This is a genomic window from Flavobacterium ginsenosidimutans, assembly GCF_037478105.1.
Classification (GTDB): domain Bacteria; phylum Bacteroidota; class Bacteroidia; order Flavobacteriales; family Flavobacteriaceae; genus Flavobacterium; species Flavobacterium ginsenosidimutans.
In genome coordinates this window covers 777,506-802,150 of sequence record NZ_CP147988.1, presented here as the reverse complement: position 1 = coordinate 802,150, position 24,645 = coordinate 777,506, and the positions used below count along the sequence as shown (strand labels likewise).

Annotated in this window: 27 protein-coding genes; 9 read left to right on the top strand and 18 right to left on the bottom strand. The window is 33.0% G+C overall.

Annotation, left to right across the window (positions count from 1 at the left end; genetic code table 11):
- Nucleotides 1–35: 35 nt before the first annotated feature.
- The 11 genes from V6624_RS03765 to trmD form a co-directional block, all read right to left on the bottom strand.
- Nucleotides 36–974: an alpha/beta fold hydrolase gene (locus V6624_RS03765; protein ID WP_111287656.1), complete on the bottom strand. Its 939-nt coding sequence runs from the start codon at nt 972–974 to the stop codon at nt 36–38.
- Nucleotides 975–1,058: 84 nt separating this feature from the next.
- Nucleotides 1,059–1,295, bottom strand: coding sequence for a uroporphyrinogen decarboxylase (locus tag V6624_RS03760; protein ID WP_111287654.1), 237 nt, complete (start codon nt 1,293–1,295; stop codon nt 1,059–1,061).
- A gap of 360 nt (nt 1,296–1,655) precedes the next feature.
- On the bottom strand, nt 1,656–2,603 hold the full coding sequence (gene rlmF / locus V6624_RS03755) for a 23S rRNA (adenine(1618)-N(6))-methyltransferase RlmF (RefSeq protein WP_111287652.1): 948 nt from the start codon (nt 2,601–2,603) through the stop codon (nt 1,656–1,658).
- 146 nt (nt 2,604–2,749) lie between these two features.
- Nucleotides 2,750–3,412, bottom strand: coding sequence for a thiamine diphosphokinase (locus tag V6624_RS03750; protein WP_111287650.1), 663 nt, complete (start codon nt 3,410–3,412; stop codon nt 2,750–2,752).
- A 109-nt stretch (nt 3,413–3,521) separates the two neighbouring features.
- Nucleotides 3,522–3,968 (bottom strand): DinB family protein, encoded by a 447-nt coding sequence (locus V6624_RS03745; protein WP_111287648.1) that lies wholly within the window; start codon nt 3,966–3,968, stop codon nt 3,522–3,524.
- Nucleotides 3,969–3,970: 2 nt separating this feature from the next.
- The gene (locus V6624_RS03740) at nt 3,971–4,453 is read right to left on the bottom strand and encodes a GyrI-like domain-containing protein (RefSeq protein WP_111287645.1); all 483 of its coding nucleotides are present in this window, start codon (nt 4,451–4,453) and stop codon (nt 3,971–3,973) included.
- 3 nt (nt 4,454–4,456) lie between these two features.
- The gene (locus tag V6624_RS03735) at nt 4,457–5,278 is read right to left on the bottom strand and encodes a DUF4249 domain-containing protein (protein ID WP_111287643.1); all 822 of its coding nucleotides are present in this window, start codon (nt 5,276–5,278) and stop codon (nt 4,457–4,459) included.
- Between the two features lie 30 nt (nt 5,279–5,308).
- Complete coding sequence (locus V6624_RS03730; protein WP_111287641.1) at nt 5,309–7,690, bottom strand: TonB-dependent receptor; 2,382 nt, start codon at nt 7,688–7,690, stop codon at nt 5,309–5,311.
- A 141-nt stretch (nt 7,691–7,831) separates the two neighbouring features.
- Nucleotides 7,832–10,051: an NADP-dependent isocitrate dehydrogenase gene (locus V6624_RS03725; protein ID WP_111287639.1), complete on the bottom strand. Its 2,220-nt coding sequence runs from the start codon at nt 10,049–10,051 to the stop codon at nt 7,832–7,834.
- Between the two features lie 281 nt (nt 10,052–10,332).
- The gene (gene rplS / locus V6624_RS03720) at nt 10,333–10,683 is read right to left on the bottom strand and encodes a 50S ribosomal protein L19 (protein ID WP_111287637.1); all 351 of its coding nucleotides are present in this window, start codon (nt 10,681–10,683) and stop codon (nt 10,333–10,335) included.
- A gap of 215 nt (nt 10,684–10,898) precedes the next feature.
- Nucleotides 10,899–11,579 (bottom strand): tRNA (guanosine(37)-N1)-methyltransferase TrmD, encoded by a 681-nt coding sequence (gene trmD, locus V6624_RS03715; RefSeq protein WP_111287635.1) that lies wholly within the window; start codon nt 11,577–11,579, stop codon nt 10,899–10,901.
- Between the two features lie 223 nt (nt 11,580–11,802).
- Here trmD and V6624_RS03710 point away from each other — a divergent pair, with 223 nt between their 5' ends.
- From V6624_RS03710 to V6624_RS03675, 8 genes are all read left to right on the top strand, one after another.
- Nucleotides 11,803–12,159 carry a hypothetical protein gene (locus V6624_RS03710; RefSeq protein WP_111287633.1) on the top strand — a complete coding sequence of 119 codons (357 nt, stop codon included), beginning with the start codon at nt 11,803–11,805 and terminating at the stop codon, nt 12,157–12,159.
- A gap of 90 nt (nt 12,160–12,249) precedes the next feature.
- Nucleotides 12,250–12,786, top strand: coding sequence for an NADPH-dependent FMN reductase (locus V6624_RS03705; RefSeq protein WP_338840891.1), 537 nt, complete (start codon nt 12,250–12,252; stop codon nt 12,784–12,786).
- Between the two features lie 31 nt (nt 12,787–12,817).
- Complete coding sequence (locus V6624_RS03700) at nt 12,818–13,690, top strand: sugar phosphate isomerase/epimerase (RefSeq protein ID WP_338840890.1); 873 nt, start codon at nt 12,818–12,820, stop codon at nt 13,688–13,690.
- Nucleotides 13,691–13,701: 11 nt separating this feature from the next.
- Complete coding sequence (locus tag V6624_RS03695; protein WP_111287627.1) at nt 13,702–14,610, top strand: Zn-dependent protease; 909 nt, start codon at nt 13,702–13,704, stop codon at nt 14,608–14,610.
- Nucleotides 14,611–14,616: 6 nt separating this feature from the next.
- The gene (locus V6624_RS03690; protein WP_111287625.1) at nt 14,617–14,958 is read left to right on the top strand and encodes a cupin domain-containing protein; all 342 of its coding nucleotides are present in this window, start codon (nt 14,617–14,619) and stop codon (nt 14,956–14,958) included.
- 180 nt (nt 14,959–15,138) lie between these two features.
- Nucleotides 15,139–16,311, top strand: coding sequence for an MFS transporter (locus tag V6624_RS03685; protein ID WP_338840888.1), 1,173 nt, complete (start codon nt 15,139–15,141; stop codon nt 16,309–16,311).
- 67 nt (nt 16,312–16,378) lie between these two features.
- Nucleotides 16,379–17,311 (top strand): peptidylprolyl isomerase, encoded by a 933-nt coding sequence (locus tag V6624_RS03680; RefSeq protein ID WP_338840887.1) that lies wholly within the window; start codon nt 16,379–16,381, stop codon nt 17,309–17,311.
- Between the two features lie 90 nt (nt 17,312–17,401).
- The gene (locus V6624_RS03675) at nt 17,402–17,725 is read left to right on the top strand and encodes a c-type cytochrome (protein ID WP_111287619.1); all 324 of its coding nucleotides are present in this window, start codon (nt 17,402–17,404) and stop codon (nt 17,723–17,725) included.
- Nucleotides 17,726–17,834: 109 nt separating this feature from the next.
- Here V6624_RS03675 and V6624_RS03670 read toward each other — a convergent pair whose 3' ends face one another.
- The 3 genes from V6624_RS03670 to V6624_RS03660 form a co-directional block, all read right to left on the bottom strand.
- Entirely contained in the window at nt 17,835–18,230 is a 396-nt protein-coding gene (locus V6624_RS03670) for a GreA/GreB family elongation factor (RefSeq protein ID WP_111287617.1), read from the bottom strand.
- A gap of 376 nt (nt 18,231–18,606) precedes the next feature.
- Nucleotides 18,607–19,161 (bottom strand): thioredoxin family protein, encoded by a 555-nt coding sequence (locus V6624_RS03665; protein WP_338840886.1) that lies wholly within the window; start codon nt 19,159–19,161, stop codon nt 18,607–18,609.
- 127 nt (nt 19,162–19,288) lie between these two features.
- Entirely contained in the window at nt 19,289–20,182 is an 894-nt protein-coding gene (locus tag V6624_RS03660) for an alpha/beta fold hydrolase (RefSeq protein WP_111287613.1), read from the bottom strand.
- Between the two features lie 131 nt (nt 20,183–20,313).
- Between V6624_RS03660 and V6624_RS03655 the strand changes: the two genes are divergently transcribed.
- On the top strand, nt 20,314–20,649 hold the full coding sequence (locus tag V6624_RS03655) for a tRNA-binding protein (RefSeq protein ID WP_338840885.1): 336 nt from the start codon (nt 20,314–20,316) through the stop codon (nt 20,647–20,649).
- 69 nt (nt 20,650–20,718) lie between these two features.
- On the opposite strand, the gene V6624_RS03650 is transcribed toward V6624_RS03655, so the two are convergent.
- From V6624_RS03650 to V6624_RS03635, 4 genes are all read right to left on the bottom strand, one after another.
- The gene (locus V6624_RS03650; RefSeq protein WP_338840884.1) at nt 20,719–21,264 is read right to left on the bottom strand and encodes an alpha/beta hydrolase; all 546 of its coding nucleotides are present in this window, start codon (nt 21,262–21,264) and stop codon (nt 20,719–20,721) included.
- Nucleotides 21,265–21,288: 24 nt separating this feature from the next.
- Nucleotides 21,289–22,113 carry an alpha/beta hydrolase gene (locus tag V6624_RS03645; RefSeq protein WP_338840883.1) on the bottom strand — a complete coding sequence of 275 codons (825 nt, stop codon included), beginning with the start codon at nt 22,111–22,113 and terminating at the stop codon, nt 21,289–21,291.
- Between the two features lie 150 nt (nt 22,114–22,263).
- Nucleotides 22,264–22,632 (bottom strand): PUR family DNA/RNA-binding protein, encoded by a 369-nt coding sequence (locus V6624_RS03640; RefSeq protein ID WP_338841902.1) that lies wholly within the window; start codon nt 22,630–22,632, stop codon nt 22,264–22,266.
- A gap of 68 nt (nt 22,633–22,700) precedes the next feature.
- Nucleotides 22,701–24,479 (bottom strand): ABC transporter ATP-binding protein, encoded by a 1,779-nt coding sequence (locus V6624_RS03635; RefSeq protein ID WP_338840882.1) that lies wholly within the window; start codon nt 24,477–24,479, stop codon nt 22,701–22,703.
- Nucleotides 24,480–24,645 lie beyond the last annotated feature (166 nt).

Sequence of the window (24,645 nt, the reverse complement as noted above, 5' to 3'; positions counted from 1 at the left end):
AAAATTTGGTTTTGTAAAGATACGAAGTTTGAATGCTAATCTAAAAAATTAATAATCGCGTCATTTACCATTTTTGGCTGATCGATAGTTAAAAAATGACCTGCATCTTTGATGATTTTGGTTTCGCTTTTTGATAAATGTTTCTGTGCTCTTTCTAAACTTTCTTCGGAATTAATAATGTCTTTGTCTCCAATTAAAACCAAAACAGGATTCTGGATAGATTCTAATTCTTTATCTGAAAAAGGCATCATTTTAAGCATGCTAGAATTGGATTTTGCATATTTATTGGCCAAATAAAATTGTCTTTTATAAATACGGCTGATGTTTTCAGGATGAGTTGAAAAAGTGTTTAATGTTTTACTGAATTTTTTTTCGCTTGGAAAAAGTTTCAGCATCAATGCCGAAGTTGTTTTTCTAGGTTTGTCAAGAAATTTGAAAGTCTGCGCAGGACTTAATAAAACAATTTTATCAATTGAATTTGGTTTCTGAACGGCCAATAATGTCGCAATCCAGCCGCCTCGTGAAGCGCCAACGATATCAAATTTCTTTAATTTATAATGATCGAAAATTTCATTGTAAAAAACAACAATATCATCAGATGAAAGTGGTTTTGCAGTTAAATTGGATTTGTTGGGTTCCATGATAAAATCGATGGAATAAATGCGATGATTTTTGGCTAAAACTTTAATGTTTGGATACCACATCGTAGAACTGGCATCCATTCCGTGGAGTAGAACCAAATCTTTTCCGTTTTTTGGGCCTGCGATCACAATATGCGCTGTTCCAAAACTTGTTTTTACATCTTCTTCAGTGTATGGAATATTCCAAAGCCTTAAAGCTTTATCATAAGCAGTTTGGTATTTTACTTCTTCGCTTTTGGTTTTAAATACGTAATCTTCAAATTTTGCTTTTTTTGAAGCACAACTTGTCACTAAAAAAAGTACAATAGCTAGGCGGGAATATAGTTTTGACATCGTAATAAATTCAATATTTAGCTTAAAGTTACGATTGGAGTAAGTGAAAAGTGTATCAGAATTTTATTTTAAAATATCATAATTTTAAGATTTATCGTTTTTGGAAGTCAAATAATAAATCTGAACAAAAGCTAAAATGGCGTTTGGAATAATTACTGGCCAAAGCCATTGATTGAAATCTTGGTAATTATTTAAAAAGATGCCATAAATGACAAAACAGATACAGCCAAACATATTAATAAATCGAATTGCTCTGAGGTTTTTCAGTAAGAAACCGCCAACAATAAAAACAGATGCGAGATAACCAATGTATTCTGCCATAATCTTGATTTTAAAATGTTTACAATAAATGTAGCAAAAGCAAATTATAAAATCAAGGTTTTAATTTGGAAATCAGATATTTGAAGTAGTCTGTTTACAGTTTTTTAGGTTTTCATTTGTCGAACTTAAGAAATTGGCATTTACTTATCAAAAAATATTTCGCCCCGCTGGGGCTTTGAAAACTACGACGAATAATCTTCTATAAATATTTCGTCCCGCAGGGACTATTCCCAAAATCATTACTTCATCAATTTATGCTAAGGCTCCAGAGGAGCCAAATATCTATAGCAAAATTTCTAAGCGTATAGTCTAAAGCTCCAGCGGAGCGACACATTCTAATTATTACAGAAATCAAATGTTTTAAATTGAAAAATTTCGATGATTATCACTTAAAAAACTCCACGCCACAATTCGGCTGTTTTTCTGCCCTTGTGACATTTCGATTGTTTTGACAGAAATGGCGTTTACTTTTTTCAAGATTTTGTAAATCGAAGAAAGATTTTCTTTTTTAGAAACTAGAGTAGTAAACCACAAAACTTGCGAAGGATATTTGGCACTTTCGTAAATCATTTGCGTGATGAATCCGATTTCGCCGCCGTTGCACCATAATTCGGCATTTTGACCTCCAAAATTTAAAACGGGATTTGTATTTCTTTTTTCCTTCGGGTTAAGATTGGAAACTTTTCTGGAAGTGCTTTTATTTGCTTCTTCCGCAGATGCATGAAAAGGCGGATTACAGATTGTAAAAGTAAAACGATCTTCGGGTGCAATGATATTTTTGAAAATGAATCGAGATTCAGTTTGTTGTTGTAAACTGATTGCGTCAATTAGATTTGGATTTGCTTCAATAATTTTAGAACAATTTTCAATTGATTTCTGGTCAATATCTGTTCCGACGAAACTCCAATTATAAATCGAGTTTCCTAATATCGGATAGATTAAATTTGAACCTGTTCCGATATCTAAACCTAAAACAGATGAAGTATTTGGAATCTGATTATTGTTGCTTTCGGCCAATAAATCAGCGATGTAATGAATATAATCGGCACGTCCTGGAATTGGCGGACAAAGATAATTTTTAGGAATATCCCAGTTTTGAATATTGTAATAGGTTTGGAGTAAAGCTTTGTTTAAAGTTTTTACAGCAAGTGGATTACTGAAATCAATGGTTTCGATTTCGTGTTTATTGATGGAAATAAAAGCTTTTAATTCTGGACAATTTGAAATTAATTTTTCAAAATCGTATCTCGCTCGATGAAGATTTCTTGGGTGTAAATTGTCTTTTTGTGAATTGTTTTCTGCTTTCATTTTCTTTGATTTCGATTGCAAAGATAGGTATTCCTTTTTTGAAGAAAGGCTTGTTTTGAAAATGAGTGCCCTAGCCCTGATGGAAGCGGCATCCTTTTGTGGTGGGGTTCACCACAAAAGATATAGCGGACAGCAGGAAATAGCTTCTAATCAAAACATTCCATTAAAAGCAAATCGCCTTCTCGATGTGTAATGGTTACAATTCCATCTTTTTCAACAGAATTACTGCTTCCAGTTCTGTAACCCATTGTGAGCGTATCGTCGTTTAATTCATATTTTAAATTCACTGAAGAAATTCCGTTTACAACACCAATTGGGATAAGTGAAATTGGTGTTTTTGCTGTATACCATTTTTCAAATTTTGTTGGCAGAAGAAAAATTTTGGAATGATCGTCAAGAATGACAATTTTCAGTAAATCTCTATAACGAACAATTTGTGTAAGGTTTGTAATCGTATGATCGGCGCGTTTTCCTGTTGCCCAAACGACGTTTACGGCAGGAATTTTTCTTTCGATAAGATAATCAAAAGCTTTTTCTAGATCTGTTTTATCTTGATCTGGCGTATGAACGATTTCGATTGGAAATTGTGAAGTTTTATAAATTTCAGGATCAAATCCACGATCAAAATCACCCAATAAAACATCGACTTTTATGCCTAATTCAATTACTCTTTCTATAGCCGAATCTAAAACGATAACCAACGGTGACCATTCTAGTAATTGTCCTAATAATTCAGGATCGCAGGCTGCGCCATTTGCAATTATTAAAGCGGGTTCTTGATCGTCGCGGACTATATGATGTGATGACATGTGTGTTTTTTTGAATGTGTTGCAAAGGTAAGGGTTAGAATTTTAGATTTATGATTTAGGATTTTAGATTTTTTCAAAGCTTGAAAAATCTGCGATCTACAATCTAAAATCAGAAATCCAAAAGCCTTCTGTGATAATTGATTTGCCCTAAATGATAGGCTAAATGTGTTGAAAGATGAATTAAGAAAAATCCGGTTGTCATTTCTTTTTCGAAAACAATCTGTGGATAAATTGCGTCTAAGTCAGCTTCTGTTAAATTATCAAGAGCGTTGTTTACAACTGAAATCGTGTTTTCAATTTTCTCAACTAATTCTGATTTTGGAATATCTTTTAACGAAAATTCCAAAGGACGATTTCGCACATAGCCTGTTTTGCCTATTTCTGCGCCAATATATGTGTTTAGATTTCCAATTAAATGAAGACAAAGATTTCCTGCCGAATTTGAAATATTTTTGTCAATTGCCCAAATTTGCTTTTCGAATTCGTATGATTCGATTTCAAATTTTAGCTTGTCTAAATCTCTATTGAAAAGTATTTTTAAAGTTTGTATTGACATAATTAATTTCTGTTTTTTATCGGAATCCAGATTTCTTCTTCAGAAGTCGGATCGTCTTTTTTATATCTTTCGTTCATAACCGCAAAATGAGGTCTGTCATCAACTGTGTAATCAGAATTTGGAAGCCATTCTGCAAAAATATAATGATACGTTTTATGCGCTTCTGTCGCTGGCCCTAAATGAAGAAAAACAGCATATAAGCCACTTGGAACAATTAGTGTTACCATTCCTTCTGGAACGGTTGAATAATCTGAAACTTCTACAGCAGCCCATTTCTGAAAAAGGTCATTGGGATCAAAATTGTCAAAATGATCTTTTTCATAAACTTCTAAAGAATATAAATTAGCGCCAATTGTATTTTTTATTTCTTTTCGATTTGGCATAAAACCGCTCCATAATTGAAAAGTTTTATTTTCGATAAAAGACATTTCGATAAAATGTCCAACAAGTTTTTTTTCGGTTAAGGCTTTGAGTAGTGGCTGCATAAATTATTGAATTTTGTACTTTTCTGTACTGGTTTCACTTAGGGAAAAATACCCCAGCGGATAATTATCTTTATTAGTTACATTGACCATATTTCCTTTTACAGTTGCTGGAGGAGACTGAAATGGCCCTCCAATATTGCTTCCAGCAATACTAACTAAAATACTCATATAATTATAGTATTGTTTTGAAATTCCGTAGTGCGTTATTTCGATTTCACTTCCAATTTGTAAATCTTCATCATCTGAAAGACTGAAAAACTCATTACCATTAAAAAATTTATCCTCATCTACATAATAGATTGATTTGACTTTATTAGGATATAAATATTTGTAGAGATAGAAATTATCTGCATCGGCAGGATCATTATAAAAGGCTTTGATTTCGATATCTTGCCCAGTAAAACCACCTTCGTTATTTTGATCTATTCGGGTAATGGATGCTACTGATTTTAAAGTTTCCGTTCCGATGTATCTATTTCCTCTACTAATTACAGTTAATGTATATTGTTCGTCGATAACAGGCTTGAAATTAGTGCATACATATTGCCCCGTCTTTTTAATTTCGATAAAATTAAATCTTTCTTTTTGACTATTTTCTATATAAATAATTGCATTAGAGATAGTTGGAATTACGTTTTCAAAATAGCCAGTCGTTGTAGTTAGTCTTATCGTCTGGTCATTTCCTGTAGTTCCTTTTTCCCAATTGATAGAAGCTTCAATTACTAATTTTGGAGCAGCTGTATCTAAATCAACATCAACAACTTCTTCGCAACTTGTGAAGAATATAGATGTGAAAAGCACGCTTAAAAAAACTAATTTTTTCATACTTATATTTTTAGTTTTTGAATTGATTTTTTAGAATTTGAAATTATAACTAACTGCTGGAACAATTCCGAAAATAGATGTTTTAATAGCTTCATTTACACCTGTGTCAACATTTTGGCGAAAGTTTATCGAGGCAGCGTTCATACGATTGTAGACGTTGTAAATACTGAAAACCCATTCGCCTTTCCAATTTCTATCTTTATTTTTTGTTGGTGTTAAAGTTGCAGAAATATCCAAATGATGATAAGCAGGAAGTCTATCTTCATTTCGTAATCCGTAGCTCGGCACCGTAATTCCTAAATATTCGTATTGGCCATTTGGATAAGTAACTGGCTGTCCTGACTGTAAAGCAAAGTTAGCACCAAAAGACCATTTTTCGTTTAAGCTATAAGCTGATGTAATAGCAAGATTATGCGTTTTATCGTAAGCAGAAGCATACCATTGACCGTTATTTATTCCAGTTTCTTCAGGAGTTCTTCCAGGAGTCTGCTGTTCTGATTTGGAAATTGTGTACGAAATCCATCCGTTAAATTTACCTTTGTTTTTCTTTATCATCAGTTCTAAACCATACGAACGCATATGTCCATTTAAAATGACTTGTTCAATGGCATTATTGGCTATTAAATCGGCTCCGTCTATGTAATCTAATCTATTTTGTATTTTCTTGTAATAAGTTTCGACTTCAAGTGAGTAAGCGCCGTTATAAATATTTCTAAAATATCCAATTGCTCCCTGATCTGCAAGCTGAGGTTTGATATAATTGTCACTCGGCATCCAAACATCTAGCGGAGTCGGAGATGAAGTATTAGAAATCAATTGAAGATATTGTGCCATTCTGTTATAGCTGGCTTTTATGGCTTGATCGTCATTTAATTGATAAGAAATTGAAAAACGCGGTTCGAGATTGCCATAACTTTGAATGACTTTATTTTTGCCAAAATACTGTGTTGAAGTCGGAGTTCCTTTTTCGTAAATCTGCATTTCACTATTAAAAAGAACCGCCTGATTATTGTCATAATAATTAATAGTAGAAGCGCCCAATCTATAAAATAAACTGTAACGCAATCCGTATGCGACGGTAATTTTTTTAGAAAGCTGACTTTCTGCATCCAAATAAACAGAAGGTTCAAAAGCGTATTTTTTATCCAATTGATCTGGATTAATTCCTGAATCTTCGCCAGTTGGCTTAATTGTTCCAGGATTAAATTGATAATAAATTCCGTTTACACCATAATTCAGTTTTAATTTATCCGAAAGATAATATTTGAAATCGTATTTAATGTTATAGTTTTTGATGCCAGAATCCCAGTTGAATCCAACAAAATCAAGATCTAAGCCGTAATAATAATCACTGTAAATTAAGGAGAGATTTGAAAATAGTTTGTTAGAATATAAATGGTTCCATCTAAAATTTAAAGTAGAATTTCCGTAAGTATTGGTGAAGCTTTTATTTAATCTGAAAACATCGCGCCCAAAATAACCTGATAAATAGAGACTGTTATTGTCGTTGAGTTTATAGCTTAATTTGGTGTTTAAATCATAAAAATAAGCGGAGTTATTTTTATTGTCTTCGGATAGTTTTAGAAAAAGATGCGCATAAGAAGCCCTTCCTCCAATTAAAAAAGAACCTTTGTCTTTTGCAATCGGACCTTCAGCTAGCAGACGGCTTGATATTAAGCCAATTCCGCCACTCATATGAAAATCTTTACTGCTTCCGTCTTTTTGATAGATTTCTAAAACTGAAGAAGCTCTTCCTCCATAACGTGCTGGAATTCCTCCTTTATACAATTTTAAATCTTTAATGGCATCAGGATTAAAAACAGAAAAGAATCCAAAAACGTGCGAAGAATTAAAAATCGTCGCTTCATCCAAAAGAATCAGATTCTGATCAGCACCACCTCCGCGAACGTTAAATCCAGAAGCGCCTTCACCTGCATTGGTAACACCTGGAAGTAATAAAATCGATTTTAAAACATCAACTTCTCCTAAAACAACGGGCATTTTTTTTATGGTCGAAATAGAGAGTTTGTTAACGCTCATTTCTGGCGATTTAATGTTGGTCTTGCTTTTGTTTTCTGTAATAATGACTTCTTGAAGTTCTTCACCGCCTTCTTTGATTGCGAAGTTACTTTTTGTATTCTGATTTAAAATAATGGTTTTTTGAATGGCTTGATAACCGGTATAACTGATTTCAATTTCGTATTCCCCTTTAGGAGCAGAAAGCGAGTAAAAACCGTATTCGTTTGTTGTGGTTCCAATTTTTAATGATGGAATATAGATAGCAACTCCAATTAGAGTTTCGTTATTTCGGCTATCAGTAATAGTTCCGCTTAGAGTGAATTTTTCCTGTGCAAATGAGGTGAAAATCGTAAGAATAAAAAGAAAAAATGTGCAGGTATTTTTTGTAATCATTATATTGATTTTGATTTACATAGTTAACAATTCTTACTTAATTATTGTCACGGAAATTCTGTAAAGATAAGTTAAGATAAAAAAGGACAACCTTTCGAGTTGTCCTTTTTGTTTATTTAGAAATACAAAATGTATTCTGAATTATTTGATTTTAGCAATAATAGCGTTGAAAGTTTCGCTTGGACGCATTGCTTTGCTTACTAACTCAGGAGTTGGTTGGTAATAACCGCCAAGAGTTTGAGCTTTTCCTTGAGCGCCAATTAATTCAGCATCGATTTTAGCTTCGTTTGCTTCAAATTCAGCAGCAATTGGAGTAAAGATAGCTTTCAATTCTGCATCTTTAGTTTGAGCAGCTAAAGCTTGAGCCCAATAGAATGCTAAATAGAAGTGAGAACCACGGTTGTCAATTTGACCCACTTTACGAGCTGGAGATTTATCGTTTGCTAAGAATTTATCATTTGCCTGATCTAAAGTTTCAGATAAAACGATCGCTTTAGAATTATCTAAAGTTTGTCCTAAATGCTCTAATGAAGCACCAAGAGCTAAAAATTCTCCTAGAGAATCCCAACGTAAGTATCCTTCTTCTGTAAATTGCTCAACGTGTTTAGGAGCAGAACCTCCAGCGCCAGTTTCGAACAATCCACCACCGTTCATTAAAGGAACGATAGAAAGCATTTTTGCAGAAGTTCCTAATTCTAAAATTGGGAATAAATCTGTTAAGTAGTCACGTAAAACGTTTCCTGTTACAGAAATAGTATCTAAACCTTTGATGATTCTGTCTAAAGTAAATTCAGTAGCAGCAACTGGGTTTAAAATACGGATATCTAAGTTTGTAGTATCGTAATCTTTAAGGTATTTTTGAACTTTTACGATCAATTCTCTATCGTGTGCTCTGTTTTCGTCTAACCAGAAAACAGCAGGAGTACTAGATAAACGAGCTCTGTTTACAGCTAGTTTAACCCAGTCCTGAATCGGAGCGTCTTTTGCCTGACACATTCTGAAAATGTCATTAGCTTCAACATTTTGCTCCATTAAAACATTTCCGTTTGCATCAACAACACGAACAACACCGTCAGCTTTCATTTGGAAAGTTTTGTCATGAGATCCGTATTCTTCAGCTTTTTGAGCCATTAATCCAACGTTAGGAACACTTCCCATTGTTTTTGGATCAAAAGCACCATGTTTTTTACAGAAATCGATAGTTGCAGTATAAACACCAGCGTAAGAACGGTCTGGAATAACAGCGAATGTATCTTGTGCTTTACCATCTTTGTTCCACATTTGTCCAGAAGTACGGATCATTGCTGGCATAGAAGCATCAACAATTACGTCTGAAGGAACGTGTAAGTTTGTAATTCCTTTATCAGAATTAACCATTGCTAAAGCTGGACCATTTTCGATAGCTTTAGTAATGTCTGCTTCAACTTCTGCTTGCTCAGGTCTTCCAGCAATTTTTGCGTAGATATCACCTAAACCGTTTCTTGTATCAACATTTAATTCTGCGAATAAAGCTTCATATTTTTTGAAAAGATCAGCAAAATATACTTCAACGATAGCGCCAAAGATAATTGGATCAGAAACTTTCATCATTGTAGCTTTTAAGTGCACAGAAAGTAAAACTCCTGCAGCTTTAGCTTCAGCAATTGCATCAGCCGCAAAAGCTTTTAATTTGCTTACGCTTAAAACTGAACTGTCAATAATTTCTCCAGCTTTTAGCGGAGTACTTGCTTTTAAAACAGTTGTTGTTCCGTCTTTAGCAACAAATTCGATTTTTACGTCGTTTGCTTCGTTAACAGTTAAAGATTTTTCACTTCCGTAAAAATCTCCGCTTGTCATAGAAGCTACTTTAGTTTTTGAGTCAGCAGACCAAGCACCCATAGAGTGTGGATTTGCTTTTGCAAAGTTTTTAACTGCTCTTGGAGCTCTACGGTCAGAGTTTCCTTCACGTAAAACTGGGTTTACAGCAGAGCCTAATACTTTTGCATATTTTGCTTTAATTTCCTTTTCAGCATCGTTTTGTGGATCTTCAGGGAAATTTGGTACGTTGTATCCGTGCGATTGTAATTCAGCAATAGCCGCTTTTAATTGCGGTACAGATGCTGAAATGTTTGGTAATTTAATAATGTTTGCTTCTGGCTGAGTTGCTAATTGACCTAATTCTGCCAACGCATCTCCAGTTTTTTGAGCATCAGTCAAAGAATCAGGGAAGTTTGATAAAATTCTTCCTGCCAGCGAAATATCTCTGGTCTCGATTTCAATTCCAGCTGTAGCTGTAAATGCTTGAACAATTGGTAACAAAGAGTAAGTTGCCAATAACGGCGCCTCATCAGTTAAGGTGTAAAAAATTTTTGATTTTGTCATTTTCTTTTTTTTTTATAATCGTATCGTCAGGAGTTAACGATGGCAAAGATATATTCGGCTCAAAATGAGCGGAGCAAATATAATAAAATCACAACGAAATCGGTTGAGTTTTCGCGAGAAAAGGCGAAATTAACAGATTGTTATTTCATATCCGATATATTGCTAAATCGATGATTTTGGTATTAAAAAATTACGGTTTTGATATTGGTTAAAAATAAGGCATAAAAAAAACTCGTTTCAAACAATATGAAACGAGTTTTTTATAACATTTAGATAAATGATTATCTTCTTTTATCTTTAATCTTAGCTTTTTTACCAGTAAGTTGTCTGAAGTAGAAAATTCTAGCTCTACGTACAGCACCTTTCTTGTTAATTTCAATTTTTTGTAAAGCTGGTAAGTTTACTGGGAAGATACGCTCAACTCCAATAGCTCCAGACATTTTACGAATAGTAAAAGTTTCTGTGTTACCAGAACCTCTTCTTTGAATAACAACTCCTTTAAAAAACTGAGTTCTAGTTTTTTCACCCTCTTTAATTTCGTAGAATACTGTAATAGTATCTCCAGCTCCAAATACAGGGAAATCTTTTTTAGCAACGAATTCGTCTTGAACGAATTTTAATAAATCTGCCATGATAATTTAAATTATGGTTTTATATTAGAGCAACATTCACGGATCTCGCCAGAGGTTGGTCAAATTCGGGTGCAAATGTAAACAATAATTATAAATTATGAATTATAAATTGTAAATTATTTTTAGTTTGTTTTGTTTCAAGTTTCAGGTTTCAAGTTGTTGCTATCTAGAGTTTTAACTTGAAACAAAAATAACCTTAAACTTGAAACTAAATTTTAATGTCCTTCCAGCAAATCTGGTCGTCTATTTTTAGTATGTTCATACGCCATATCTTCGCGCCATTTGTCGATTTTGGCAAAATGTCCGCTGGTTAAAACTTCGGGAACTTTCCAGCCTTTATAATCTGCGGGTCTTGTATATATAGGTCCCGAAAGCAAATTGTCTTGAAAACTATCTGTTAATGCTGAGGTTTCGTCACTTAAAACACCTGGAATTAATCGAATCAAAGCATCAGATAAAACTATGGCACCCAATTCTCCGCCAGATAAAACATAATCGCCAATTGAAATTTCTTTCGTAATAAAATGATCTCTAACTCTTTGATCAACACCTTTATAATGTCCGCATAAAATGATAATGTTTTCATACATCGACATTTTATTTGCCATTTTCTGATTTAAAGTTTCACCGTCAGGAGACATATAAATTACTTCATCATATTCGCGCTGACTTTTCAAATGAGTAATGCAATCATCAATAGGCTGAATTGTCATTACCATTCCTGCGCCTCCGCCAAAAGGATAATCATCTACACTTTTCTGTCTATTTGTGCTGTAATCACGAAGATTGTGAAAATGTACTTCGACCAAACCTTTGTCGATAGCACGTTTCATAATCGAAGCCTCAAACGGACTTCTTAATAATTCAGGTAAAAGAGTAATAATGTCAATTCGCATTTCTATTCAATGAGTTTTCTTGTTGGCAAAGATACGAAGTTAATGTTTGTCAATTTCTAAAGATTTGTCTGTGTATTGTTTTTTAATATGTATGATTTCTCCTAATCAGATATAATGATTTCACAAAATTTAATGTAATGTTAAGATTTACAGGGTGTTATTTCGTTTTAATTCAATTAATTTTGCCGCAACTTAAACCAAATACATAAAGAATTACCAATTTATGAAAAAGACTTTACTTTTAATCGCAATACTAATATTGCAGAACTCTTGCTCCAATGCAAGCAAGGCGCACGATAAATGGATCGGTGAATCCAAACAAAAACTTATAAAAAGTTGGGGATCTCCTGTTAGAATAATTCATGATGATCAGGATAATGAAATATTCGTTTATGCAGATCAGGTTTTTACTGATGATAATAATTCTGGTATTGCAGGGGCATATTATTGGAAATACAATTATATGTATCTAAATAAAGATGGGAAAATTTTTTCATGGCGTAATGAGAATCAAAAATTTCCTCCTCAAGAAGTTGATTCAAAAAAAGTTATAATTCTGAATACTCAGACAGTAAAATAAATCAGCTTTATTTTTTTAGTCGAGATTTTTATCTACAAATAAATAGTATTTTTAAGTAACAATTTAAAAATACTATTTATCCTTATTTTGATGTCTTCAACAAAAACAAAAATACTTGCCATTACAGGCAGCACCAGAAAAAATTCCTGCAATTTTAAGATTCTCACCTATATTTCGAAACATTTTCAATCAGAATTTGAAGTCGAAATATTTGAAGATTTAGCCAGTCTTCCTCATTTTAATCCAGATTTAGATATCGAAAATCCTCCAAAAGAAATCGCTTCTTTCAGAAACAAGATTAAAGATGCTGATGGCGTAATTATCTGTACTCCTGAATATGTATTTAGTCTTCCTGGAAGTTTAAAAAATGCTTTAGAATGGTGCGTTTCAACTACCATTTTTTCAAACAAAAAGGCGGGTTTAATAACAGCTTCAGCTTCTGGAGAAATGGGGCACGAACAGCTTTTATTAGTAATGAAAACACTTGAAGCTAATTTTGATGATAAGACACAGCTTTTAATTCAAGGTATTCGCGGAAAAGTCAACGCCGAAGGAGAAATTATAGATTCAGGGACAGCGGAAGCACTTCAAAATTTTACAAAAAACTTAGAGAATCGTTTTTTATAATATATTTACTTTCTGAAATTTATATCATAAAATGATTAGCAGAAGAAATTTTATCGTAACCACAGGTTTTGCTACAACAGCTGTTTTGGCTTCACCATCATTTGCATTTTCTATGAATAAAAAAGAAATAGGCTTACAACTGTATACGCTTCGCGAAGAACTTCCTAAAGATGTAAAAGGAACTTTAGAAAAAGTAGCAAAAGCAGGTTATACCAACGTCGAAACATATGGTTTTTCGACAAAAGATCAGTTTTGGGGATTAACACCAAAAGAACTAAAAAAGATTTTAGATGATAATGGCTTAAAAGCAGTCAGCGGACATTACAATTTAGGAAGCTTTTTGTATGATGGAAACACGACGGAATTAATTGCTTCAATTGAAGCGGCGAAAATTCTAAAAAGCGAATTTCTAACTGTTCCGTGGGTCGATGAACCTTTTAGAAGAAATATAGAAGATTATAAGAAGATTGCAGCTCGTGTAAATGAAGCGGCAAAAATGTGTAAAAAAGCAGGTTTGAAACTGGCTTATCACAATCATGATTTTGAGTTTCAAAAACACGATGGTGTTACAGGTTATGAAATCTTATTAAATGAAACTGATAAAGATTTGGTTTACTTCGAATTGGATTTGTATTGGGTAATTCATTCTGGAAATGATCCTTTACAATTATTCAAAGAAAATCCTGGCCGTTTTAAAATGTGGCACGTAAAAGATAAAGACAAAACAAACAACGATTTGAATACCGAAGTTGGTTCTGGAACAATCGATTTTAAACCTTTATTCGCGGCAGCAAAACAATCAGGAATGGTTCATTTTTTTGTAGAACAGGAAAATAATTTTGCTTCCAATTCTTTTGAATCAATTAAATCGAGCTGTGATTTTATTTCGAACAATTTAATCTAGTAAATTGATTTATGAAGAAACTTCTTTTATTGGTATTTGTGATTCTTTTTGCTTGTCAATCTGATAAAAAAGAAAAGACAAATTTAAAGACACAATCAATTCCGCAGCAAATTTTACCGCCTCAACCTTATTTCGTTGATATTAAAGTTAATGATGTTAAGCTTGGAAAGCCTGCCTATGGAGATTGGTTGTTTTCTCATAAAGAAAACGGACAAAGTTTCGAACAATTTGTTCAAACTAAACATGTTGTTCCGACCAAAGAAGAAAATATTATATATCTGCAGCCTATAGGAAAGTTTAATTCGTTGCAGGTAAAACAAATTGAATTAGTTCGTCAGTATTTGCAAATATTTTTTCAGTTAGAAACTAAAGTTTTAAATGATGTGTCAAACGATATTATTCCGAACCGTGCTAGACGTATGGGAGATATGGATCAGGAACAATTTTTGGCAGGTTATATTTTAACTGATGTTCTAAAAAAAGAGAAACCTGATAAAGGAGTTGCTTTAATGGCTATAACAGAAAAAGATTTATATCCAAAACCAGAATGGAATTATGTTTTTGGTTTAGCATCTTATAGAGATAAAATAGCGGTAAGTTCGATGTACAGAATGCAAAAAGAAGCAGATTTTAATTTGAGTTTAGATCGATTATTGAAAATCTGTTCACACGAAATAGGGCATATGTTTGGTTTGTATCATTGTATTGAAGCTAATTGTGTTATGAATGGAACAAATAGTTTGATAGAAACAGATGGACATTCCATTAGATTGTGTTCTCTTTGTCAAAGAAAATTGAATTCAGGATTTAAATATGACAATGTAAAAAGGTTAAAGGAACTTGAAAAATTCTTTAATGAGAATAGTTTGAATGAAGGATCAGCATTAATGAAAAAAGATCTTGAAAAAATTAAAAAGTAGAAAGAAATGGGTACAAGCAAAGAATTTATAAAAGGCGACGAAATAGAGTGGGAAGTAGTTGGCGAAGGAATCAAGCGTAAGATTTTGGCTTTTGACGAAAGAGTGATGCTGGTAAACGTTCATTTTGAAAAAGGAGGAATTGGAACTTTACACGATCATTATCATTCGCAAGTTACATACATCGCAAGCGGAAAGTTTGATGTAACCATCAGTGGTGTAACACAGACCTTAAAAGAAGGCGATAGTTTTTATATTCCGCCTCACGCTGTTCATGGAGTTGTTTGCTTGGAAACAGGTATGCTAACAGATGTTTTTAGTCCTGCTAGAGAAGATTTTTTGCAATATTAAAAAAATAAAAAATCCGTAAATATCTGCGTCTTCGTGATAACGAATCCGTAAAATCTGTGTCCATTTTTGGAACATTGATTACATAGATTCACTATCGCGAAGACTTGGATTTACGCAGATTTAATTTAAAAAAAACTTAAATTATAAGTTTAGGTTAAATATAGATGGTATTTTTGCAGCATGAATTTATCTAAAACTAATGTACTGTTTATGGCAGTTTGCACTGGTCTTATAGTTGCAAATCTTTATTACTGCCAGCCTTTGATTGTTTTAATTGCCAACGAATTTAAAATTCCTGAAGCCAGCGCTGGAACGATAACCTATTTAACTCAAGCAGGTTATGCGATCGGACTGTTTTTTATGGTTCCGCTTGGCGATAAAATAGAACGAAAAAGGCAAATTTTGATGACCACTTTTGCTACTGTAATTGCCTTATTAATTGCAGCAACGGCCAAAAGTTTTCTTGTTTTACAAATTGCTTCACTGCTAATCGGAATCACATCGATTGTGCCACAGCTTATTCTGCCTCTTGCGGCTTCTTTAAGCGCACCTGAAGAAAGAGGGAAAGTTGTTGGAACTATTATGAGCGGACTTTTAGTCGGAATTTTGCTTTCGCGAACGTTAAGCGGATTTATAGGCCAAGTTTTGGGCTGGAGATCAATGTTTTATATCGCAGCCGGAATTTGTCTTTTTATCTTTTTTGTCATTCAAAGTAAATTTCCGCAGAACAAACCGCAGTTTCAAGGAACTTACGGCCAATTAATTAAATCTTTATTTACGCTAATAAAAACACAGCCAGTTTTGCGCGAAGCAACAGCAATTAATGTTTTCAGTTTTGCTCAATTTGGAGCATTTTGGACTACAATGGTTTTATTGCTTTCTGGCGAACCTTTTAATTTCAATAGCGCCACAATTGGTTTGTTCGGAATTGTTGGAGCTTCTGGAGCTTTGGCTGCGCCTTTAGTTGGAAAATTGGGAGATAAAGGAAATTCTAGAATTGCAGTTGGTTATGGTATTTTATTGGTTTTAATCAGCTTTTTGATTTTTTATTTTTCAATCGAAAGTGTGATTGGAATTGCAATCGGAATTGTATTTATTGATATTGGAATTCAAGGTGTTCACATCTCCAATCAAACAAGAGTATATTCGTTATTGCCAGAAGCTAGAAACAGGTTAAATACTGTGTTTATGTCGCTTACCTTTTTAGGAACGGCTGCAGGATCTGCATACGGATTATTACTATGGAAATTAGGCGGATGGCATGCTGTAACTATTGGCTGTATGGTTCTGTCTTTACTATCACTGACAGTTTACGGACTTACTTATAAATCAATCCCGAAACGTCGGGACTAAAAGAGCAAAAGCGCAAATTGATTAAAAAATTAATTTGTAAATTTGCGTTGAAATTAAAAATAACAACATGGAAAACGGAATATACGCTAAATTCAACACTAGCAAAGGTTCGATTTTAGTAAAATTGACACACGATTTAACACCTGGAACTGTAGGGAACTTTGTTGCTCTTGCAGAAGGGAATATGGAAAATAAAGTAAAACCTCAAGGACAAAAATTCTATGACGGATTAACTTTTCACAGAGTAATTTCTGATTTCATGATTCAAGGTGGATGTCCAAAAGGAACAGGAACTGGTGACCCAGGTTATAAATTTGATGATGAATTTCACCCAAGTTTAAAGCATGATCGTCCAGGAGTTTTATCTATGGCAAACTCAGGACCAGGAAGTAATGGTTCTCAATTTTTTATTACTCACGTTGCAACTCCTTGGTTAGATAATAAACATACAGTTTTTGGAAACGTTGTTGAAGGACAAGACGTTGTTGATGCTATTGCTCAAGGTGACGCTTTAGAGTCTGTAGAAATTATCAGAGTTGGTGAAGAAGCTCAAAAATGGAATGCTATTGAAGCTTTCATTGGTTTAAAAGGTGCTCGTCTAAAAAGAGAAGCGGCTTTAAAAGCAGAATCTGAAGCAAAAATGGAACAATTAGCTGCTGGTTTTGATAAAACAGAAAGTGGTTTACGTTATAAAATGATTCAAAAAGGAGAAGGAAAAAGAGCTGAAGCAGGAAAAACAGTTTCTGTTCACTACGAAGGTTCTTTAGAAAACGGAAAAGTTTTTGATTCTTCTTACCCACGTAAAAAACCAATCGAATTCAAATTAGGAATTGGACAAGTTATTGAAGGATGGGACGAAGGTATCGCTTTATTGCAAGTTGGAGACAAAGCTCGTTTTGTTATTCCATCTGATTTAGGTTACGGACCAGCTGGTGCAGGAGGAGTTATCCCGCCAAACGCAACTTTGATTTTCGACGTTGAATTAATGGACGTAAAATAAGAATTTCATTAGCAATTTAGTATTGTTATAAATAGAATCCCATTCGAACGCCGAATGGGATTTTTTTTATATTTACTAAAAACATAAGTAATGAAAAAAACTATAATTCTAGCAGGAGCAGTCTTGATTCTTGCTGCCTGTGGTGCTAAACAATCAAAAGGAGAGACGCCTCCACCGCCACCTCCTCCGCCGTCAAAAGATGTGTCTGCTAAGGATCTTATTTTTGGTGATACAGCTTTGGCAGAAGGTAAACAACTGTATGATAATAATTGTGCGAAATGCCACAAATGGTATGAACCAAAACAATTTAGTAAAGAAGAGTGGAAGCCAATTTTGATAAGAATGCAGAAAAAGGCAAAGCTTGATGATATAAAGATGGCATCGATAACCAATTTTATAGATTCTCAATTGTAACACGTGTTATACAAAAAATAAAAAACCGATTCAATAAATGATTGAATCGGTTTTTTATTTTCAAATAGATATAAAAAAAACACCATCACAAAATGAGGTGTTTTAAAACTTAAGAATGATGTACAGCAGAGTTATCTACAGCTATTACTTTTAAAGTTTTGATGCCAGCCGGTAATTCCCAATCAACTTCGTCATTTTCTTTAAAACCAATAATAGCAACACTTAAAGGTGCTAAAATTGATATTTTAGATTGTTTTACGTCTGCTGCCGAAGGCAAAACGATTTGAATTTTCATTTGTTTATTAGCTTTTACATCTTCTATCGTTACAAATGAATTGATTCGGATAACTGAACTATCCAATTCGCTTTCTTTACTAATTACAGCGCGATCTAATTCTTGTGAAAGCTGATTTGCTTCTTTAGTATTTGTTGAGTTTTTACTTTTTAAAATCAATTCTCTTAAAAATTGATAATCTGATTTACAGAAAGTGGGTGTGGGTTTCATATCTATATTGAATTTATTGTTATAAAATTTAAATGATTTCTCTTCTTATAAAGAAATTTACAAACGAAAAAAATTAGTCTTTAAAAAAGACAGAATCGAAACGTTTAATCTGGAAAACAAAAAAATATTCGACCAATTTGATTCTGTCAAATAAATTTAATGTTTAAATCTGGTAAAAATCCTCCGTCAAAAAGAAGAAAAGTGAAGTAGACGGAGGCCTAAAAAATAAAGGCCTTATTATGTGAAATAATTACAGCAGGTAGCGGTTTTGCTTGGCAAAACGACTTTTTAGAAGCTGTAAATGGTGTTTTATTTCCCATAAGGAGTATTAATTTGATTTGCAAAGATAGTTAATCTTTTTGAATTTAGTGAGATATTACTTCCATTTTATGCCGCAGCCTAAACTTGGCTTCTGTGGATTTTTTAAGCTTCTATTGTAAATTAAGGCATCTATAGCGCCTCTAAGATCGCTTCCGCTAAGAGGAATTCCGTTGCCAGGTCTAGAATCATCTAGTTGTCCGCGGTAGAATAATTTGTCTTGATTATCAAATAAATAAAAGTCTGGCGTACAGGCTGCTTGATAGGCTTTTGCAACTTCTTGGGTTTCATCATACAAGTAAGGAAAATCGATTTTGTTTTCCATTGCAAAATCTGTCATTAACTCAGGACCATCTTGTGGATATTTTACAACATCATTACTTGAGATAGCAATTACTCCAAGTCCTTGCACACGATAATCATTTGCAATCATTACAACTTCTTTAATAACATGATGCACAAATGGGCAATGGTTGCAGATAAACATAACCAAAGTGCCTTTAGAACCTTTTAAATCCTTAAAAGAATAAGTATTGTTTGAATTCGTATCTTTTAAATAAAAATCAGGAGCAATTGTTCCTAATGGAAGCATTGTTGATTCTGTTCGTGCCATTTTATTTGAAATTTGATTTTCAAAAATAGCTTTAAAAAACTGTAAATAAAAGAGCACAAGAATAAAAAGTATCCAAAGAAAGCAGTTAGCCACAACAGCTTGCTTCTTTGGATACTTTTTTTAATTTTTATGAATTCAAAAAATCTAATAAATCTTCATTTAGCTTTTCTCTATCGGTGTAAAATAAGCCGTGTGGCGCTCCTTCATATTCAATGTAAGTATTATTTGCAATTGATTTTGCTGCTTTTCTTGAAGTAAGATCAATTGGTACAATTTTATCGTCGTCTCCGTGAATAATTAGAGTTGGAACTTTAATGAAATCTACTTCATCTCTAAAATCCGTGTATGAAAAAGATTCAGCGCATTTTAAAGTAGCTCTTGGAGAAGCCACGGAACATAAATTTCTATAATATTCTAATAAAGGCGTGCTAATTGGTTTGTTGATGATATTTACACCAAAAAATGTTTTTCCGAAATTGTCTACAAAACCAATTCGATCTTCTTTAATTGCCATTGCAGTATTTTCACTTTTTTCTTTTGGATGTCCGTCTGGATTATCATGCGTTTTTAACAGAAACGGAATGATTGACGAAATCAAAGCTGCTTTTGTAACTCCTTTTCCGCCATGACGGCTGAAATAACGAACCACTTCGCCACCGCCCATAGAGAAACCAACAAGAGTTACATCTTCTAATTCTAATTGTTCAATAATTTCTTTAAGATCATCTGTCAAAGTATCATAATCGTAACCGTCCCAAGGCTGAGAAGATTTCCCGAATCCGCGGCGATCGTAGGCAATAACACGATAATTGTTTTGTACTAAATGATCTATTTGATATTCCCACATTTCATTAGAAAGTGGCCAGCCGTGAATTAGAATAACTGGTTTTCCTTGACCGTAATCTTTAACATAAAGTCTAACATTTTGGGCAGTTTCTATATATTTATCAGTATGAACCTGTTTTAGATTAGATTCAAAATCTTTGATTGACATGCATGCATTTGGTTCAGTATGTTCCATGTTATATCTTTTTACGTGAGTATTTTCATTTTTTCTTCTCGTAAAATTAGATTTAAAGAAAAAGAAATAGGTTATAGAATTAGGCGCATTAATTACAAAATTTATAGGTTTGTAAATAATACAATTTAAAAATGGATTTAACCTGGAATGAATTTGAACGCACAGATATGCGCGTCGGAACAATTATAGAAGTAAACGATTTTCCCGAAGCAAGGAAACCAGCATTTCAGCTTACAATTGATTTTGGTTCAGAAATCGGAATTAGAAAATCATCGGCACAAATTACCAAAAGATATCAGAAAGAAGATTTAATTAATCGCCAGATTGTAGCGGTTGTAAATTTCCCGAAAAAACAAATCGGAAAATTTATGAGTGAATGTTTGGTTCTTGGAGCTGTAGGCGAGGGCGGAGATGTTATTTTATTAGCCCCAGATTTTAAAATTGAAAATGGTCTGCGTATTGGTTAGTTTTTTTAGTATTCAGTCGCAGTCGCAGTTTTCAGTTCTAGGCTGTTTACTGAGACTGCGACTGAAAACTTAACTAATCTTTTCAATCAACTTCTGTAATATCAACTGACCCTCTTCCCAATATTTTAAATCAGAATCAGAATTAATGTGACCTTGCTGGCCGATATTTACAAAATCGCTTCCCCATTTTTCTGCGAAGTATTTTTTTCTTTCGAAAGAAGCGTAAGGATCATTTTCGCTTGCAACAACAACTGATGGAAAAGGTAATTTATAAAGCGGGATTGGCGAAAAATTTCTAGTACATTCTGGTGTGTGCTGAGGTGAATCAACATCTGCTGGTGCGACTAAAAAAGCGCCAACTATATTTGGATTATTATTTTTTTCTGCCCAATGCAAAACCAATGAAACAGCCAAACTGTGTGCAACTAAAATCGTTGGTTTGTTAAGTTTTAAGATGTTTTCGTTTAATCTGTCAAGCCATTCCTCTCTAATTGGTTCATCCCAATTATCTTGCACCACACGAATAGAATTTTCGAATTTTTGATGCCAAAAGGTCTGCCAATGTTTTTCTCCAGAATCTCCAAGTCCTGGTATAATTAATAGTTGTGTCTCCATTGCCGTGGAATTTTTATTTAGTGATTATTTTTTGCGTTCTTTTAAAATTCGGTTTACTTCATTTACTAAAAGAGGAAAACCAGGTTCTGTCATTCCGTGACCGTAACCGTCTAATTCATATAATTTAGTTTGCGTGTGACCAACCAATTTCATCATTCTAGCCATGTACGCGTTTTCTTCATAACGTCCCAACATTTCTAATTCGCGATCTCCCGTAATTAACAATAATGGAGGAGCATCGGCGCGAACGTGATATAAAGGCGCAAATTTGTCAATTGTTGGCTGTTTTTCTGGAATTCCGTTTTCTCTCCTAATTTCAAAATGTGTAATACATTGTCCGCTAAACGGAATAAGTCCAGCAATTTGATTCGCATCAATGTTTTCTTTTTGTAGCCATTTTTTATCCAGACCAATCATCATTCCTAAATATCCTCCTGCAGAATGCCCTGAAACAAAAATTTGAGATTTATCGCCTCCATAATTTGCAATGTTATTAAAAGTCCATGCAACAGCTGCGGCAGCATCTTCTATAGCTTTTTCAGCTTTTGCTTTTGGAGATAATCTATAATTTACACCAATAATAGCAAAACCTTTATTTTTTAAAGCTTCCGGAATTTCTTTGTTTCCACCAGTTAATCCGCCACCGTGAAACCAAACGATTGTTGCAAAACCAGTTTTGTTTTTTGGATAATAAATATCTAAAACACATCTTTCGCTGATATATTTGTCAGATTTATTTGCAGTAGCATTATAATATTGGATATTGTTTTTCGTTTCATATTCTGTATTCTGTGCAGAAAGGGAAATTACAAAGAAGAAGAAACTTAAAAGAACTATTAATTTTTTCATTTTATAAGTATTGAATTGTATTACTCTGAATTTAGGTGATTTGAGAAAATCTAAAATCTGAAGTCTAAAATCTAAAATTATAAATTAATATATAAAAAAAGTCCAAAATGCAGAACAAATTGGACTCCTACTTTATATAGATGATTTTGATTAAATATCATCAAAATCGATATCTGTAAAACTAGATCTTTGATCTTCAGCTTTTTCAGAACTGTATTCTTTCTTAAAATCTTTTTGATGTCTTTCAGAAATTACTTCTTCGCCTTTGTGGTTCAAAACATAAGAAGTCATTTCCTCTAATATTTCGGCGAAAGCACTAAAATCTTCTTTGTATAAGTAAATTTTGTGTTTTTTGAAGTGAAAAGAACCATCTTCCTCAGTAAATTTTTTGCTTTCGGTAATAGTAATGTAATAATCATCAGCTTTGGTAGCTCTCACATCAAAGAAATAAGTTCTTCTTCCTGCTCGTAATACTTTAGAAAAAATCTCTTCTTTTTCTAACATGTCATTTTCTCTCATAATACGTTCTATCATTTTTGGAATTAATAGTACTCAAAAATCATAAAAAATTATCTATTACGCAACAATTAAAGTAATTCTTTTTCCGAAAGTTGTTTTAAATATAACGCTGAATAATATCCTTCTTGATTTATTAATTGATTATGAGAACCTTGTTGAATTATCTTACCATCTTCTAAAATAATAATTTTGTCTGCATTTTTGGCAGATGATACTCGATGGCTTACAATTATGGTGGTTTTATCTTTAGAAATTTCAAATAAATTATTCAAAATCAACTCTTCAGTTTCGGTATCAACTGCAGATAGACAGTCGTCAAAAAGTAAGATTGCTGGATTTTTTATAATCGCTCTCGCAATCGAAACACGCTGTTTTTGTCCGCCCGAAAGTGTAATTCCTCTTTCTCCTAAAATGGTGTCATATTGTTTGTTGAAAGCAATAATATTGTCATGAACAACAGCATTTTTCGCAGCTTCGATTACATCTTCGTCTGTTGCATTTTGATTTCCAAATTTGATATTGTTTTTAATAGTATCCGAAAACAAGAAAGCATCTTGAGGAACGATTCCGATATTATTTCGAAGATCATTTAAGTTTAAAGAACTGATTTCTATTCCATCAATTTTAATATCACCTTCTGCTACATCATATAATCTCGAAATCAAAGATAGAATAGTCGATTTTCCAGAACCTGTCTTTCCTAAAATGGCTAATGTTTCTCCTTTTTTTACTGTGAAAGAAACATTTTTCAACGCTTCAATATTAGTGTCTTTATAAGTAAAAGAAACATTTTCGAAAGTAATATTTCCTTGTATGTCTGATGAATCTTCGTTTTTGTTTTTGATTTCCGGTTCAATTTTCAAAAATTCATTTAAACGTTTTTGAGAAGCTTCAGCTTCTTGAACCATTGAAGAAACCCAGCCTAAAGAAGCAACTGGCCAAGTCAGCATATTTACATATAAAATAAACTCAGCAATTGTTCCAATGTTTGGAATACTTCCGTTAATGTACATTACGCCTCCAAAATAAATTACAACCAAGTTACTGATTCCGATAAGGGCAATCATTAACGGACCAAACAAAGATTGAACTCTTGCAAGACTTAAACTTTTACGTTTGCTTTCTTCGGCAAGATCCACCATATTATTTTGGTGCTGATTTTCTAAAGAATAGGCTTTAATAACGCGAATTCCCGAAAAGATTTCCTGAGTAAAACTGGATACTTTAGAAAGATATTGTTGGAAAGTTGTACTTCTTTTATTGATTTCAGAACTTAATTTGAAAATGCAATACGAAAGAATCGGCAATGGCAATATAGTATATAAGGTAAGAAGAGGTGATACATTATACATATATAATATAACGATCGCAAAACGAATAAATGTATTAATAGTATACATTACTGCTGGCCCGACATACATGCGGACTTTTGAAACGTCTTCGCTAATACGGTTCATTAAGTCGCCAGTTCTATTTTGTTTGTAGAAATTTTGCGAAAGATTCTCGTATTGTCTGAAAACTTCATTTTTTAAATCAAACTCAATATGACGAGACATTACAATTAAAGTCTGACGCATTAAAAAGGTTAAAAATCCAGCAACAATCGTAGTTCCAATGATAAGTAGCACATTATGAATAAGATCCTGACGAAAAGTTGCTATTACTATTTCCGATTTTTGCTCTGCAGCAGATAATTTGTCAAAATTCTCAATTGCGTTTAAAGACTTACTGATAAGCTTTGGAGTAAATAACGAAAATATTTGTGCGATTATGGTGATTAAAATACCTAACGAAAAACTGTATTTATATTTAATGAAATATTTGTTTAAATAGCTTAATTCTTTCATTTTTTTAAGAAATCTGATATTGAATTGTTTTGTATTTAAGAATTATTATTAAATAAAATTATAATAATTTGCGATTTAATCAAAACAATTATATTGTAATATTGTTATTTTAAAGATAAAAAATTAGCACATGTGTATTTTTTAATTATGTTTGAGAAGTCTTTTT